Raw genomic sequence first — 15,788 nt, forward strand, 5'->3', positions numbered from 1 at the left:
GCTCGAAGCAGTCTTTGACCGGCACTGACCCGACACCCATCCTGACGCCTGCGGCACGTTCTTGTGCCGCCTTCCCCATGAGGAATCAGCGCAGGAGAAATCGGAGGCCAGGTCATGCAAGGGACGAACGTGCTGTTCGGTCAGATCGCCGTGGTATTCGGCATCGTGATCGCCGGCGTGTGGGGCGCCACACAATGGACAGCAGCGGCTCTTGGCTATCAACTACGCCTTGGCTCGCCCTGGTTTGACCTTCTCGGCACACCGATCTACCACCCGTGGAAGCTGTTTGAGTGGTGGTTCGTTTTCGATGCCTACGCGCCGCGCGTGTTCGATACCGGCGGCGCCATCGCGGGCGGCAGCGGCCTGCTGGCGGTGGTGGTCGCCATCGGCATGTCGATTTGGCGCTCGCGCCAATCGCGCCTTGTCACGACTTACGGCTCTGCCCGCTGGGCGAACGCGCAGGACATTCGCATGGCGGGCCTCACGCAGCCGGCCGGCGTGTTCCTGGGCCAGCATGACCGCCAGTACCTGCGGCATGAAGGCCCGGAACATGTCCTGACCTTCGCGCCCACGCGCTCCGGCAAGGGCGTGGGCCTGGTGGTGCCCACCTTGCTGTCCTGGCCCGCATCCGCCGTCATCCACGACATCAAGGGCGAGAACTGGCAGATCACCGCCGGCTGGCGCTCGCGCTTCTCACATTGCCTGCTGTTCAACCCGACCGATGCGAAGTCGGCGGCCTACAACCCGCTGCTGGAGGTACGGCGCGGCGCGCATGAGGTGCGCGACGTGCAGAACATCGCGGACATTCTGGTTGATCCCGAAGGCGCGCTGGAGAAGCGAAACCATTGGGAAAAGACCAGCCACGCACTGCTGGTCGGGGCCATCCTGCATGTGCTCTACGCGGGCAAGGACAAGACGCTGCGCGGCGTCGCCAACTTCCTTAGCGACCCGGCCAGCCCCTTCGAGCTGACCTTGCATCGGATGATGACCACGCCGCACCTCGGCGATGGGGCGCATCCGGTCGTCGCGTCGGCGGCGCGTGAAGTCCTCAACAAGAGCGACAACGAACGCTCGGGCGTGCTGTCCACGGCCATGTCGTTCCTCGGCCTGTACCGCGATCCCACGGTGGCCGAAGTCACTTCGCGCTGCGACTGGCGCATCGCAGACCTGATCGCGGCAGCGCATCCTGTGTCGCTGTACCTGGTGGTGCCGCCTTCGGACATTTCGCGGACGAAGCCGCTCATTCGCCTGATCCTCAACCAGATCGGTCGGCGCCTCTCCGAATCGCTCGATGGCTCCGATGGCATCGAGCGCCGCCACAAGCTGCTGCTGATGCTCGACGAGTTCCCGGCGCTGGGGCGCTTGGACTTCTTCGAGACGGCACTGGCCTTCATGGCCGGATACGGCATCCGCAGCTTCCTCATCGCGCAGTCGCTCAACCAGATCGACAAAGCCTACGGCCAGAACCATTCGATTCTCGACAACTGCCATGTGCGCGTGACGTTCGCCACGAACGACGAACGCACCGCCAAGCGGATCTCCGAGACGCTGGGCACGGCCACCGAGCTGCGTGCCCAGCGCAACTACGCGGGCCATCGGCTCGCGCCGTGGCTGGGCCACCTGATGGTGTCGCGCCAGGAGACGGCCCGCCCGCTGCTGACGCCGGGCGAAGTCATGCAGCTTCCACCCGACGAGGCAGTGGTGATGGTGTCCAGCATGGCGCCGATCAAGGCGAAGAAGCTGCGCTACTACGTGGACAGCAACTTCAAGCGTCGCGTGCTGCCGCCGCCCGCGCTGGCGGACGGGCAGTACGCCGACGCGCCGCCATCGCGGCCCGATGACTGGAGCGGGCTGGCGATTCCGCTGATGCCGGCAGCACCGGGCACGGCATCCGCCGACGACTTGGACAGCACCGACGACGGCGGCCCATGCCGTCAGCCCGAACTCTCCGAAACCGTCGCCTACGACCCCGTGCTGGCCGCGCCTGCGGCCGACCTTGGGCTGCTCGATGACGACGACGACCTGCCGCTTCCCCTTCCTCGCCAGCTTGATCCAGCCATGCAGCGCACGGCCCGGCTGGCTTCCCTCGACCCCAACGACGGAATCGAGCTATGAGCCACTACCGCCTGAACCTCTTTATCCAGCCCGAGCACGCCAAGCGGCTCGATGAGCTTGCCGCCAAGAAAGGCGTGTCCAAGTCGTCCATCGTCGCGGCGGCGCTCGCATCGTGGCTGTCGCCCGATGCCGCCGACCAGCGCGAAGCGGCCATCGCCAAGCGGCTGGATCGCCTGTCGCGCCAGGCCGAGCGCATGGAGCGCGACCAGAACATCGCCATCGAAACGCTGGCGCTGTTCATTCGCTACTACCTCACGGTCAGCACACCAGTCCCCGAGGCGCACCAAGACGCGGCACGCGCGCAGGGCAAAGCGCGCTTCGAGCAGTTCACCGAGCAGCTTGGCCGCCACCTGCTGCGGGGCCGCAGCCTGGTGCGCGACGTGGTGGAGGAACTGCATCCCGACCCGATGCGGATGGAAGACGCGGCGGCAGCCGCGCAAGCGCAGGAGCGTGCGTCATGAGTGCCGTTCCGCAGTCCATGACCGCCACGTCGCTCGACCGCCGCATCCAGATGTTGCGCACGGCGATGGGGCCGCTGATCGCCGCCGCGCTCGAAGACCCGGACGTGGTGGAGGTGATGCTGAATCCTGATCGCACCCTTTGGGTGGATCGGCTTTCTAGTGGGCGCGCGCCGATGGGCGTGGAACTGTCCGAGGCGGACGGCGAGCGAATCATCCGCCTGGTCGCGGCCCACGTCGGCGCAGAAGTCCATCGCGGCCAGCCGCTGCTGTCCGCCGAGTTGCCCGAAACCGGCGAACGCTTCGAGGGCATCTTGCCGCCGGCAGCGCCGGGGCCGGCCTTCGCGCTGCGCAAGCGTGCCATCGGCGTAATTCCGCTGGAGCGGTACGTCATCGACGGAATGATGACCAGCGCGCAAGCGGGCTTTCTCGTTCGCGCCGTGCGCGAGCGGCAGAACGTGCTGATCGCCGGCGCCACCAGCAGCGGCAAGACCACGCTCGCCAATGCTTTGCTCGCCGAAATCGCCGCCACCGGCGACCGCGTGCTGGTGCTCGAAGACACGGTGGAGCTGCAATGCGCGGCCCGTGACCACGTTCCTCTGCGCACCCGCGCAGGCGTGGTGTCCATGACCGAGCTGGTGCGCTCGTCCATGCGCCTGCGGCCTGATCGCGTCGTCGTTGGCGAAGTGCGCGGCGCCGAGGCGCTGGATCTCATCAAGGTGTGGGGCACCGGCCATCCCGGCGGCATCGCCACGATCCATGCCGGCTCCGCACTCGGCGCGCTGCTGCGCTTGGAGCAACTGATTCTCGAAGTGGCGGTGAACCCGCCCCGTGCGCTGATCGCCGAGGCGGTCAACGTGGCGATCCACATCGCCGGGCGCGGGCGCAAACGCCGCATCGAGAGCATCGCCCGCGTCGTCGGCTTCGACGGCGTGGGCTACCAACTGGCGGACGCGCTGGAAACGCCGTTTCCCGAGCTGCCGCCGCTTCCCAATGCCGCACCCGCTGCGGCGACTTCCCCATCCCCTGACTCACTTGGAGAACTGCCATGACGCAGATGACCATTCCTGCTTTCCGTTTTTCTGCAAATCCGGCTTTGCGCCACGCGCGGCTGCGCTGCCTGGCCCGCCCTGCGGGGCAAGGGCTGCTGCTGGCCGCGCTGCTGCTGTTCCTAGCCGGAACCGCGCAGGCCGCCGGTTCCTCGATGCCGTGGGAAGGCCCGCTGCAATCCATCCTCGAATCCATCCAGGGGCCGGTGGCGCGAATCGTCGCGGTCATCATCATCATCGCCACGGGCCTCGCGCTCGCCTTCGGCGACACGTCCGGCGGATTCCGCAAGCTGATCCAGATCGTCTTCGGTCTGTCCATCGCGTTTGCGGCTTCCAGCTTCTTCCTGTCGTTCTTCAGCTTCTCCGGCGGGGCGGTCGTATGAGTGCCCCGGACACCTTCAGGGACGGCTTCGAGGTGCCGCTGCATCGCTCACTGACCGAGCCGATTCTGCTTGGCGGTGCGCCGCGCACCGTGGCGATCGCCAACGGCACGCTGGCCGCCGCTGTCGGCTTGGGCCTGCAACTGTGGATTCCCGGCGTGGTGCTCTGGATCGTCGGCCATTCGCTGGCGGTGTGGGGTGCGCGCGTCGATCCGCAGTTCATGCAGGTCTTCGCCCGGCACATCAAGCACCGCCCGCTGCTGGACGTGTGAGGGGAGGACGCCGCGATGCTGAATCTCGCCGAATACCGCCAGCGCCCGGCCTTGCTTGCCGACTGGCTGCCCTGGGCCGGGCTGGTCGCGCCGGGCCTCGTCTTGAACAAGGACGGCAGTTTCCAGCGCACGGCCCGGTTTCGCGGGCCTGACCTCGACAGCGCGACGCAAGGCGAGCTGGTCGCCACGTCGGCGCGGTTGAACAATGCGCTGCGCCGCATGGGATCGGGCTGGGCGCTATTCATCGAAGCCGAGCGCCGGCCTGCGGCCGACTATCCGCACTCGGAGTTTCCCGAGCCGCTTTCGTGGGTGGTGGAGGAAGAACGCCGGGCCGCCTTCGAGGAATCGGGTAATCACTTCGAGAGCGGCTATCACCTGACGCTGCTTTACCTGCCGCCGGAAGAATCCCGCGCTCGTGCAGCCAGGATGCTCTACGAGAACACGCCGACGAATGGCGTGGACTGGCGCGAGCGGCTGCAAGCCTTCGTCGCGGAAACGGATCGCGTCTTCGACCTGCTCGACAGCGTGATGCCGGAAATTGACTGGCTCGATGACGCGCAGACGCTGACCTACCTGCACGCGACCATCTCGACGCTGCGCTATCGCGTGGGCGTGCCCGAAGTGCCGTTCCACATCGACGCGCTGCTGACCGATTCCGCGCTGGTCGGCGGCCTGGCGCCCATGCTGGGCGACCAGCACCTGCGCGTGGTGTCGGTGCGAGGTTTCCCGACCTCGACCTGGCCGGGGATTCTGGACGACCTCAACCGCCTGGGGTTTGGGTATCGCTGGAGCACGCGCTTTCTGTGCCTCGACAAATCCGAGGCGGAACGGGGGTTGGGGCGCTTGCGCCGCCAGTGGTTCGCCAAGCGCAAGAACGTCATCGCGCTGTTGCGCGAAACGATCTTCCAGCAGGAAAGCCCGCTGGTCGATACCGACGCGAACAACAAGGCGGCGGACGCGGATGCCGCCTTGCAGGAACTGGGCAGCGATCAAGTCGCCTTCGGCTACCTGACGGCGACCGTCACCGTCATGGACGAGGACGCCGGCGCAGCCGACGAGAAGCTGCGCATGGTGGAGCGTGCCATCCAGGGCCGGGGCTTCGTCACCATTCCCGAAACGCTCAACGCCGTGGATGCGTGGCTGTCGTCCATTCCGGGCAACGCCTACGCCAACGTGCGTCAGCCCATCGTCTCGACGCTGAACCTGGCGCACATGATGCCGGTATCGGCGGTATGGGCCGGGCCGGAGAAGAACGACCATCTCGACGGCCCGCCGCTGATCGTCACGCGCACCGATGGCGCCACGCCGTTCCGGCTGGTGACGCACATCGGCGACGTGGGCCACACGCTGGTCGCGGGGCCGACTGGCATGGGCAAGTCGGTCTTGCTTGCCACGCTGGCGATGCAGTTCCGCCGCTACCGCGGCTCGCGCATCTTCGCCTTCGACATGGGGCGCTCGATGCGAGCCACGATCCTCGGGCTGGGCGGCGAGCACTACGACCTCGGCACGGATGGCGAAATCGCTTTCCAGCCGCTCGCACGCATCGACCGCGAGGGCTACCGCACCTGGGCCGCCGAATGGATCGAAGGCCGCTTGCTGCACGAAGGCGTGGCGGTCGGCCCAGACGAGAACGCGGCCATCTGGTCGGCGCTGGGAAGTCTCGCCGGTGCGCCGGTGGAGCAGCGCACGATGACCGGGCTTTCCGTGCTGCTGCAATCGAACACGCTTCGGCAGGCGTTGTCGCCCTATGTGCTGGGTGGCGCGCACGGCAAGCTGCTGGACGCCGACCACGACCGGCTGGGCATGGCCGACGTGCAGTGCTTCGAGATGGAGGAGCTGATGCACAGCAAGGCCGCCGTCATGGCCGTGCTGCATTACCTTTTTGCGCGTTTCGATGAACGCTTCGACGGGGCGCCCACGCTGCTGATCCTCGATGAAGCGTGGCTGTTCCTCGACGACCCGGTGTTTGCCGCACGCATCCGCCAGTGGCTCAAGACGCTGCGCAAGAAGAACGTCAGCGTCATCTTCGCCACGCAGAGCCTCGCCGACATCAAGGATTCGAGCATCGCGCCCGCGATCATCGAGAGCTGCGCGAGTCGGATTTTCTTGCCCAACCCGCAGGCGACGGAACCGCAGATTCGCACGATCTACGAAGGCTTCGGCCTGAACAGCCGGCAGATCGAGATCGTCGCCACCGCGAGCCCCAAGCGCGACTACTACTACCAATCCCGCCTCGGCAATCGCCTGTTCGACCTCGACCTGGGGCAGGCGGCGCTGGCCTTCGCGGGCGCTTCCACGCCGCAAGACCAGCGCGACATAGACCGCGTGCTGCTGGACGCCGGCGTGCCCGGCTTCGCGGGCGCCTGGCTGCGCCATCGCGGCCTCGATTGGGCGGCCGACCTGCTGGCCTCGTTCCCCGGCCTCGCGCCGGGTTCTTTCCGTACCACCGACCACCCACAGGAGAACCTGCCATGAAAAAGCGTCTTGTCGCCGCCGCCATCTCGGCCATGCTTTGCACTGCCACCGCCCACGCGCAATGGGTTGTGATCGACCCCACGAACCTCGTGCAGAACACGCTGACCGCGATCCGCACGCTGGAGCAGATCAATAACCAGATCCAGCAGCTCCAGAACGAAGCGCAGATGCTGATGAATCAGGCGCGCAACCTCGCCAGCCTGCCGTCCAGCGTGGTCGGCCAGTTGCGCGCCAATCTGGCGACCACGCAGCGGCTGATCGACCAGGCGCGCGGCCTGGCCTACGACGTGACGAATCTGGATCGGGAGTTCCAGCGCCTGTATCCCGAGCAGTACGCCGCCACCGTCAGCGGCGACCAGATGTACCGCGATGCGCAGGAGCATTGGCGGAACACGCTCAACGGCTTGCAGACCACCATGCGGATGCAGGCCCAGGTGTCGCAGAACCTGGGCGAAGACGAAAGCGTGCTGGCCGACCTCGTGGGCAAGAGCCAGTCGGCCGAAGGCGCGCTGCAAGCCATGCAGGCCATGAACCAGTTGCTGGCCTTGCAGGCCAAGCAGTCGATCCAGTCGCAGCGGCTCCAGATCACGCAAGATCGGGCCGCCTCGCTGGAGTTGGCACGGCAGACCGCGGCCACGGAACGCGCCCGCGAGGTGCGGCGGCGTTTCCTGGGCGATGGCACGCCATACACGCCGCAGCGCGTGGATTTCTACGGCAACTGACGGGAGGCCGCTATGCGATGCGTCCTCGTCCCGTCTGTTCTGGTACTTGCTGCGCTGCTGGCCGCTTGCAGCGAACAGCCGGCTGACCACCTTGCCGATGCCTTGGCCGCCGATCCCTTGCGGCTCAAGGCATTGCGCGCGCAATGCGCGGACGACCGGCAGGCCACGGGCGAGGACGCTTGCCGCGCCGCCGCCGAAGCCTTCCGGCGGCGCTTCTTCTCCGGCCAGGCTGGGCCGGATGAATACCAGACGCTGGCCGACCTGCCGCCGATCCCGCCGAGCTTCGAGGAACCGGCCGATGGCATGGCGCCGGCCGTTCCCGCCGAACCGAAGGACACGCCATGAATGACGTGACCATCATCGACCAATTCCTCAACACCTTTGCCGCTTATATCGACTCGGGTTTCGGGCTGCTGCGGGGCGAAGTGGCGTTCCTCACGGCCACGCTGATCGTCATCGACATGACGATCGCCGGCCTGTATTGGGCCATGAGCCATGCCACCGGCCAGGGCGAGGACGTGATCGCCAAGCTGCTGCGCAAGGTGCTCTACGTCGGTGCCTTCGCCTACATCATCAATAACTTCAACTGGCTGGCCAGCATCGTGTTCCGCTCGTTTGCGGGATTGGGCATCACAGCCACCGGCTCGGCCATCACGATGGAGAACTTCTTGCAGCCGGGCCGGCTGGCGAAAACCGGCATCGACGCCGGGGCGCCGATTCTGGAGCAGATCGGCGAGATGGCGGGCTTTCCCGAAGTGTTTGTGAACCTCGACCCCATCGTGGTGATGTTCCTCGCGTGGCTGGTCGTGGTCTTGTGCTTCTTCGTGCTGGCGATCCAACTGTTCATCACGCTGATCGAGTTCAAGCTGACCACGCTCGCCGGATTCGTGTTGGTGCCGTTCGCGCTCTGGAACAAGACCGCGTTCCTCGCCGAGAAGGTCTTGGGCAACGTGGTGGCCTCCGGCGTCAAGGTGCTGGTGCTGGCCGTGATCGTCGGTATCGGCTCAGGCTTGTTCGCTCAGTTCCAAGTCCATCCTGCCGAGCCGTCCATCGACCACGCGCTGGTCATCATGCTGGCCTCGCTCACCTTGCTGGCGCTCGGGATCTTCGGCCCCGGCATCGCCACGGGCCTCGTCTCCGGTGCGCCGCAGCTCGGCGCTGGCGCAATGGCCGGTGCTGCTGTCGGCGCTGCCGGCACGGCCGTCGCCATCGGCGCCGCCGCGACGGGCGTGGGTGGCGCCGTGGCTGCTGGTGCGCGCATGGCCCCGGCTGCCGCCAAGCTGGCCGGTAGCGGTGCGCGCGCCGCTACGTCGGCGGCCAGCAGTGCGAAGTCGGCGTTTCAGGCCGGTTCCGCCGCCGCTGGCGGCGGCGCAAAGGGCGCGATGGCGGGCCTGGGCAACGTCGCCAAGACCGGCGCGCGGGCGGCCGGGCGAGGCGCTGCATCCCGCGCTTCCGCTGCCGGGCAACGCATGGCCGCTCCCTTCCACGCTGGCTGGAATGGCGCTGCTGCCGATGGTGGCGCGGGCGCGGCATTCGGTCAGGGTGCCGCAGGCGAGGCCGCATCCGGCGCCGCTACGGCGCAGACACAGGAACGGCCCGCTTGGGCCAAGCGCCTGCATCGCCGCCAGCAACTCACCCACGCCGCGACCACCACCGCCCACACGCTGCGCGGTGGCGATGGCGGCGGCTCCGGCCAGGGGCCGAGCCTGCGCGGCTCCGACGAATAAAGCGATTCATAAGGAGAACTGACCATGCGATTCAAGAAGCCGCAGGTGCGCTATGCCGACACGCCGCAACCTGCCACGCCGTACCAAGCCGCCGGCCAGGTGTGGGACGACCGTATCGGCTCCNTGCAGGCGAAGAACTGGCGGCTGATGGCCTTCGGCTGCCTGACGCTCGCGCTGCTGATGGCTGGCGGCCTGGTGTGGCGCTCGGCGCAGTCCATCGTGACGCCCTACGTCGTGGAGGTGGACAACGCGGGCCAGGTCCGCGCCGTGGGCGAGGCCGCCACGTCGTACCGGCCCACTGATGCGCAGCAGGCGTACTACATCGCGCGCTTTGTGACGCTGGTGCGCTCGCTGTCCATCGACCCCATCGTCGTCCGCCAGAACTGGCTGGACGCCTACGACTACACGACCGACAAGGGCGCAGCGGTGCTCAACGACTACGCGCGTGTGAACGATCCGTTCGCACGCATCGGCAAGGAGTCGGTGACGGTGCATATCACCAGCGTCGTGCGAGCCAGCAACACCTCGTTCAACGTGCGCTGGACGGAACGCCGCTACGTCAACGGCGCCGCGGCCGGGCTGGAGCGGTGGACGGCCGTGGTGACCATCGTGCTCCAGCTACCACGCACCGAAGAACGCCTGCGCCGCAATCCCTTGGGCATCTACGTCAATGGTCTGTCGTGGAGCCGCGAGCTGGATTCTTCCGAAGGAGCCAAGCCATGAATGATCTTCTCCGTAAATCCGCTTTGCCAGTGATCCTGCTTGCATCCACCGCCTTGTTTTCGGGCTGCGCCACGCAGGGCAAGCCGCCGCCCGTGATCTCGCTCGATGAGCCGGTGCTTGCCCAGCCGCTGCCAGAACCTCCTGCGCCGGTGGAGGTGGTGGCCGTGCCCGAGGTGCTGCCGATGCCGGCGCAGTTGAAGCCGTTGCCCGAAGCCGAGGACGCCAAGCCCATGCCGGAGCCGGCAGACGAGAAGGTGCGCGTCTCGCGCGCCAATGCCGAGGCCCGCGTCGCACCTACGCGCGAGGGCTACGTCAACGCGATTCAGGTGTGGCCGTTCACCGACGGCGCGCTGTATCAGGTCTATGCGGCCGTGGGCCGCGTGACCGTGGTTTCGCTCCAGCCGGGCGAGGAGCTGGTGACGGTCGCCGCCGGAGATACCGTGCGCTGGATCGTGGGCGACACGTCCAGCGGACGCGGTGCCGAGTTGCGCGTGAACGTGCTCGTTAAGCCGATCCGCTCGGGCCTCAGGACCAATCTTGTCATCACCACCAGCCGCAGGACGTACCTGTTGGAGCTGGCCTCGACGGAAAAGACGTGGATGGCGTCGGCGTCCTGGGAATATCCGCGCGACCGGATGCTGGCCTTGCAGCGCCAGGCGCAGGCGGCCAGCGCAGTCGCGCCGGTGGATTCCGGCTTGTCGTTGGAGAACCTGCGCTTCCGCTACGCGGTCAGCGGCAGTAATCCGCCGTGGAAGCCGCTGCGCGCCTTCGACGACGGGCAGAAGGTCTATATCCAGTTCCCCGCCGGCATCGCGCAAGGCGAGCTGCCGCCGCTGTTCGTGATCGGGCCGGAAGGCGACGGGCAACTGGTCAATTACCGCTTCCGCTCGCCGTACTACATCGTGGATCGGCTGTTCGGCGCGGCCGAACTGCGCCTGGGCGGTGACAAGGGCGACGTGGTGCGGATCAAGCGCACGGACGGCGTCGCGCGGAGGAACTGACCATGAGCCAGGACGACACCCCCGACCTCGCCACGCCGCAGGCGGACAAGGTCGCACCGGAGGCGGTGGCGCTGCGCGCCCAGCCGCGCCCGGTCACACGCCTGAACCGGCGCACGCTGGCCATCCTCGTTGGCGGCCTATCGGTCGCCGTGCTCGGCGCCACGATTTGGTCGCTGCAGCCCCCGCGGCGCGCGGCCAGTGAGCAGACCGAGCTTTACAACGTCGAGCGCGTGTCGAAGTCCGAAGGTCTGGATGGCCTGCCGGCGGACTACTCGAAGCTGCCGCCGAAGTTACCCGAATTGGGGCCGCCGCTGCCGGGCGATCTTGGCCCCGCCATCGTCAACTCGCAGCAGCCCGTGACGCCAGCATATGCGCCACCGGGCCATGATCCCGAGGATGCCTTGCGCAAGGAGGCCGATGCAGCGGCGGCTTCGTCGGTGTTCTTCCGCTCGGGTGGCCAACGTGCAGCCACGGTGGCGCAGGCAGCGCCGGTGGCGCCTGGCGCAGCAAGCACGCTCGCGGCCTTCGATCCGCTCGCCGGCGGGCCGGCCTCGACGGCGGCCCAGCCTGCCGACCCGACTGCCGTGCAGAACCGGCAAGACCAGAAGGAGGCGTTCCTGAAAGGCGGCGCTACGGAAACCCGCAACTCCGGCAACTTGGCGCTGCCGGCGTCGCCCTATCAGGTGATGGCCGGAACGGTGATCGCTGGCGCCTTGGTCACGGGCATCAAATCAGACTTGCCGGGCGACGTGATCGCCACGGTGACAGAGCCGGTCTTTGACACGGCCACAGGCAAGTTCCTGCTGATCCCGCAGGGATCGCGCATCCTCGGGCGCTACAACAGCCAGGTCAGCTACGGGCAGAGCCGCGTACAGGTAGTGTGGAACCGGATCATCCTGCCCGACACGTCCTCGCTCACGCTCGACAACCTTGTCGGCACCGACCCGGCCGGTTACGCCGGCCTGGAAGACGATGTGAACTGGCATTGGAATCGCATCGTCGCGGGCGCTGTGCTGACGACGCTGCTGGGCGTCGGCGCCGAGCTGGCCGCGCCTGATAACCGCCAGAACGGCAACCGCATCGTCATCGCCGGCCGTGACAGCGCCCAGGACAGCATCAACCAGGTCGGCCAGGAGATCACCCGGCGCAACATGAACATACAGCCGACGTTGACGGCGCGCCCCGGCTTGCCGGTGCGAGTCATCGTTAACCGGGATCTCGTGCTGCGGCCCTATCAGCCGCTGTTCTTCAACCGGGGAGCTTCGCAATGAGCACGACCAAGAAGCTGCGGCTCGGGCCGCTGCCCAAGACCGAGAGCGTCAAGCTGACATTCGCGTGCCCGGCCAGCCTGAAAGCCGACCTCGACCGCTATGCCGCGCTGCACGCGCAGTCGTATGGCGAAGCGGTCGATGCCGCGACGCTGATCCCGCACATGCTGGAGGCATTCATGGCTGGGGATCGAGGCTTCAAGCGCACGCAGCCCAAGAACGGAAAAGCCGCCCCTGCGTGAACAGGGGCGGCTCTAGATTGGTGCCCGAGGCCGGAATCGAACCGGCATGACCGTAAGGTCGAGGGATTTTCTTACCACTTCGACTTTCGCCGCCAACGCGCATGCGCTGTTCGTGGTCTGGAGCACGCCTTCACCATAGCCTTGCGGCCGTAGGTGCCCGCCGTCTGCTCTCTACACCTTCCCAAACTGTTGCTTGGGCTTGGCTCGGCGTTGGCTCGGGTGCAGAAGCATCCAGGGCTTTCGCCGATTTTGACGGGCTTCACTCCGGGCGTTTCCCCCCGAAGGCTCAAATTGTTCAAGTCCCTTGTGTCTACCGATTTCACCACTCGGGCGTAGCGTGCAATGCGCTGGAAACACCTACCTCCATCTACTGGCGCCTAGCTGGCTCCTGACCGTCAAGCCAAGCTATGAAGCTGCATCATGGACGCTCGCAAACCGTTGTCACTATTGGCCTTCTGGCCCGTTGGCGCAAGCAAGAAGGACTTGACAAAACAGATTTTAAGTCCGATGTGTCTACCAATTTCACCATCCGGGCCTTGGGTTGAACATCGACGATAACCCAAATGAAACAAGCCCCGGCAACGTCGGTTGGCGGGGCTTGCGTATCGAAGTCGATCGGTCTGAACGAGAAGGTGGAGGCGCGACCCGGAGTCGAACCGGGCTAGACGGATTTGCAATCCGTTGCATAACCGCTTTGCTATCGCGCCACGCTGAATAACGAAATCGAACTGCGAAAAAAAGGGAAGCTGCTTGCTTCCCTTTTTCAAAACTGGAGCGGGAAAAGAGTCTCGAACTCTCGACCTCAACCTTGGCAAGGTTGCGCTCTACCAACTGAGCTATTCCCGCGTTTCGAGCCTCAAATTATATACCAGTTTTTTGAGGCTTCACAAGTTCTGCAATCAATCGATCAATGCTTGACCGAGCCTTCGGAAGCCGGCGCCGCAGCACGCTGTTTGGCCAGTTCGGCCACCGCAGCAGCCGAAGCGGCCACCTCTTCGTCGGACAGCGGCTCGGGCATCTTCTCGAGTGCGATCTCGAGCACCTTGTCGATCCATTTCACCGGCACGATCTCGAGGCCGTTCTTCACGTTCTCGGGAATGTCCTGCAGATCCTTGGCGTTCTCTTCCGGAATCAGCACGGTCTTGATGCCACCGCGCAGTGCGGCCAGCAGTTTTTCCTTCAGGCCACCGATCGCGGTAACTTCGCCACGCAGCGTGATCTCGCCGGTCATCGCGACATCGGCACGCACCGGGATGCCCGTCAGTGCCGACACGAAGGCCGTCGTCATCGCCGCGCCCGCGCTCGGGCCGTCCTTCGGCGTGGCGCCGTCGGGCACGTGGATGTGGATGTCGCGCTTCTCGAACACCTCGTCCTTGATGCCCAGGCGGCGCGAGCGGCTGCGCACCACGGTGCGCGCAGCTTCAACCGACTCCTTCATCACGTCGCCGAGCGAACCGGTGCGGCTGATCACGCCCTTGCCGGGCATGGTGACCGCTTCGATCGTCAGCAGATCGCCGCCGACTTCGGTCCACGCAAGGCCGACCACCTGGCCGACCTGGTTCTGCTTCTCGGCGAGGCCGAAGCTGTACTTGCGCACGCCGAGGAACTCGTTGAGGTTCTCGCCGTCGACCGTGACCTTGGGCGTGAGTTGCTTGAGCAGCAGGCCCTTCACCACCTTGCGGCAGATCTTGGAGAGCTCGCGCTCCAGCGAGCGCACGCCGGCTTCACGTGTGTAGTAGCGCACGATGTCGCGCACGGCGGCTTCGGTGACGGCCAGTTCGTCGTCCTTCACGCCGTTGTTCTTCATCTGCTTGGGCAGCAGGTACTTGATCGCGATGTTGGTCTTCTCGTCCTCGGTGTAGCCCGAGAGGCGGATGACTTCCATGCGGTCCAGCAGCGCCGGCGGGATGTTCATCGAATTCGAGGTGGCGACGAACATGACGTCGCTCAAGTCGAAGTCGACTTCCACGTAGTGGTCGCCGAAGGTGTGGTTCTGCTCAGGGTCGAGCACTTCGAGCAGCGCGCTCGACGGGTCGCCACGGAAGTCCGTGCCCAGCTTGTCGATTTCGTCGAGCAGGAATAGCGGGTTGCGCGTGCCGATCTTGCTCAGGCCCTGCAGCACCTTGCCCGGCAGCGCGCCGATGTAGGTGCGGCGGTGGCCGCGGATCTCGGCTTCGTCGCGCATGCCGCCCAGCGCCATGCGGGTGTACTTGCGGCCGGTCGCCTTGGCGATCGACTGCCCCAGCGAGGTCTTGCCGACGCCCGGTGGGCCCACGAGGCACAGGATGGGTGCCTTTACCTTGTCGACGCGCTGCTGCACCGCGAGGTATTCAAGGATGCGGTCCTTGACCTTCTCGAGGCCGTAGTGGTCGGCGTTGAGCACCGCCTCGGCATTGGCCAGGTCGTGCTTGATCTTGGTCTTCTTGCTCCACGGCAAGCCGATGAGCACGTCGATGTAGTTGCGCACCACGGTGGCTTCGGCCGACATGGGCGACATGAGCTTGAGCTTCTTGAGCTCGCCCTCGGCCTTCTTCAGGCCTTCCTTGGACATCTTGGCGAGCTTGATCTTCTTCTCGATCTCCTCGATGTCCGCGCCCTCTTCGCCTTCGCCGAGCTCCTTCTGGATGGCCTTGACCTGCTCGTTGAGGTAGAAGTCGCGCTGGTTCTTCTCCATCTGGCGCTTCACGCGGCCACGGATCTTCTTGTCGACGTTCAGGATGTCGACTTCGCGTTCGAGCTGGCCGAACAGGTTTTCCAGGCGCGCCTTGACGTCGTCGAGGTCGAGCACGGCCTGCTTGTTGTCCAGCTTGAGCGGCAGGTGGGCGGCGATGGTGTCGGCCAGGCGGCCAGCATCGTCGATGCTCGAGATCGAGGTCAGGATCTCGGGCGGAATCTTCTTGTTCAGTTTGACGTACTGGTCGAACTGCTGCATCACCGCGCGGCGCAGCGCCTCGACCTCGGTGCCCTTCTCGCCGCCTTCGGGCGCCTCGACGGGCGTCACGTTGGCCGAGAAATGGGTCTCGCCGTCATCGATGCGGTTCACGCGGGCGCGCTGCTGGCCTTCGACCAGCACCTTCACGGTGCCGTCGGGCAGCTTGAGCATCTGCAGGATGGTCGAGACGCAGCCGACCTCGAACATGTCCTCGACCGAGGGCTCGTCCTTGGCAGCGGCCTTCTGGGCCACGAGCATGATGCGGCGCTCGGCCTCCATCGCCAGTTCGAGCGCCTTGATGCTCTTGGGGCGACCCACGAAGAGCGGGATCACCATGTGGGGAAACACCACGACGTCGCGCAGCGGCAGCAGCGGCAGGTCGAGGGCTTCGGGGGGCAATGGGGTATGACCAGACATGAGCGTC

Annotated in this window: 13 protein-coding genes, 2 tRNA genes and 2 pseudogenes; 14 read left to right on the top strand and 3 right to left on the bottom strand. The window is 66.1% G+C overall.

The features are described from left to right. The first annotated feature begins 114 nt into the window (after nucleotides 1–114). The 14 genes and pseudogenes from ASD34_RS21560 (at nucleotide 115) to ASD34_RS21620 (ending at nucleotide 12,432) form a co-directional block, all read left to right on the top strand. A complete protein-coding gene (locus ASD34_RS21560) occupies nucleotides 115–2,115 on the top strand; it encodes a conjugal transfer protein TraG (protein WP_056581665.1) in 2,001 nt (666 codons plus the stop codon). Beyond that, nucleotides 2,112–2,576, top strand: a complete 465-nt coding sequence (locus ASD34_RS21565; RefSeq protein WP_003111089.1) for a ribbon-helix-helix protein, CopG family — start codon at nucleotides 2,112–2,114, stop codon at nucleotides 2,574–2,576. Before ASD34_RS21560 ends, ASD34_RS21565 begins: the two co-directional genes overlap by 4 nt. Continuing rightward, nucleotides 2,573–3,625 (top strand): P-type conjugative transfer ATPase TrbB, encoded by a 1,053-nt coding sequence (gene trbB, locus ASD34_RS21570; RefSeq protein WP_056581667.1) that lies wholly within the window; start codon nucleotides 2,573–2,575, stop codon nucleotides 3,623–3,625. Before ASD34_RS21565 ends, trbB begins: the two co-directional genes overlap by 4 nt. After that, a complete protein-coding gene (locus ASD34_RS21575; protein WP_056581670.1) occupies nucleotides 3,622–4,005 on the top strand; it encodes a TrbC/VirB2 family protein in 384 nt (127 codons plus the stop codon). Before trbB ends, ASD34_RS21575 begins: the two co-directional genes overlap by 4 nt. Further along, on the top strand, nucleotides 4,002–4,274 hold the full coding sequence (locus tag ASD34_RS21580; RefSeq protein ID WP_056581671.1) for a VirB3 family type IV secretion system protein: 273 nt from the start codon (nucleotides 4,002–4,004) through the stop codon (nucleotides 4,272–4,274). The genes ASD34_RS21575 and ASD34_RS21580 overlap by 4 nt, the downstream gene beginning before the upstream one ends. Nucleotides 4,275–4,289: 15 nt before the next feature. Continuing rightward, nucleotides 4,290–6,749, top strand: a complete 2,460-nt coding sequence (gene trbE / locus ASD34_RS21585) for a conjugal transfer protein TrbE (RefSeq protein WP_056581673.1) — start codon at nucleotides 4,290–4,292, stop codon at nucleotides 6,747–6,749. Then, complete coding sequence (gene trbJ, locus ASD34_RS21590) at nucleotides 6,746–7,471, top strand: P-type conjugative transfer protein TrbJ (protein ID WP_056581676.1); 726 nt, start codon at nucleotides 6,746–6,748, stop codon at nucleotides 7,469–7,471. Before trbE ends, trbJ begins: the two co-directional genes overlap by 4 nt. 12 nt (nucleotides 7,472–7,483) lie before the next feature. Continuing rightward, the gene (locus ASD34_RS21595; protein ID WP_056581679.1) at nucleotides 7,484–7,816 is read left to right on the top strand and encodes an EexN family lipoprotein; all 333 of its coding nucleotides are present in this window, start codon (nucleotides 7,484–7,486) and stop codon (nucleotides 7,814–7,816) included. Then, on the top strand, nucleotides 7,813–9,198 hold the full coding sequence (trbL, locus tag ASD34_RS21600) for a P-type conjugative transfer protein TrbL (RefSeq protein WP_056581682.1): 1,386 nt from the start codon (nucleotides 7,813–7,815) through the stop codon (nucleotides 9,196–9,198). The genes ASD34_RS21595 and trbL overlap by 4 nt, the downstream gene beginning before the upstream one ends. 24 nt (nucleotides 9,199–9,222) lie before the next feature. Further along, nucleotides 9,223–9,321: pseudogene (locus tag ASD34_RS28365) on the top strand (conjugal transfer protein TrbF); the annotation flags it as partial. Between the two features lies 1 nt (nucleotide 9,322). Further along, nucleotides 9,323–9,921, top strand: a pseudogene (gene trbF, locus ASD34_RS21605) (conjugal transfer protein TrbF); the annotation flags it as partial. Next, nucleotides 9,918–10,922: a P-type conjugative transfer protein TrbG gene (gene trbG, locus ASD34_RS21610; RefSeq protein WP_056581687.1), complete on the top strand. Its 1,005-nt coding sequence runs from the start codon at nucleotides 9,918–9,920 to the stop codon at nucleotides 10,920–10,922. The pseudogene trbF and the gene trbG, both read left to right, overlap by 4 nt. Nucleotides 10,923–10,924: 2 nt before the next feature. Continuing rightward, on the top strand, nucleotides 10,925–12,193 hold the full coding sequence (locus tag ASD34_RS21615) for a TrbI/VirB10 family protein (protein WP_056581690.1): 1,269 nt from the start codon (nucleotides 10,925–10,927) through the stop codon (nucleotides 12,191–12,193). Then, entirely contained in the window at nucleotides 12,190–12,432 is a 243-nt protein-coding gene (locus tag ASD34_RS21620; protein WP_056581693.1) for a DUF2274 domain-containing protein, read from the top strand. Before ASD34_RS21615 ends, ASD34_RS21620 begins: the two co-directional genes overlap by 4 nt. 633 nt (nucleotides 12,433–13,065) lie before the next feature. Here the strand turns inward: ASD34_RS21620 and ASD34_RS21625 are convergent. From ASD34_RS21625 to lon, 3 genes are all read right to left on the bottom strand, one after another. After that, nucleotides 13,066–13,139, bottom strand: a tRNA-Cys gene (locus ASD34_RS21625). Between the two features lie 63 nt (nucleotides 13,140–13,202). After that, nucleotides 13,203–13,278, bottom strand: a tRNA-Gly gene (locus tag ASD34_RS21630). Nucleotides 13,279–13,339: 61 nt separating this feature from the next. Next, on the bottom strand, nucleotides 13,340–15,781 hold the full coding sequence (gene lon / locus ASD34_RS21635) for an endopeptidase La (protein ID WP_056581696.1): 2,442 nt from the start codon (nucleotides 15,779–15,781) through the stop codon (nucleotides 13,340–13,342). Nucleotides 15,782–15,788 lie beyond the last annotated feature (7 nt).

The sequence above is a fragment of the Variovorax sp. Root473 genome (assembly GCF_001426505.1).
Taxonomy (GTDB): domain Bacteria; phylum Pseudomonadota; class Gammaproteobacteria; order Burkholderiales; family Burkholderiaceae_C; genus Variovorax.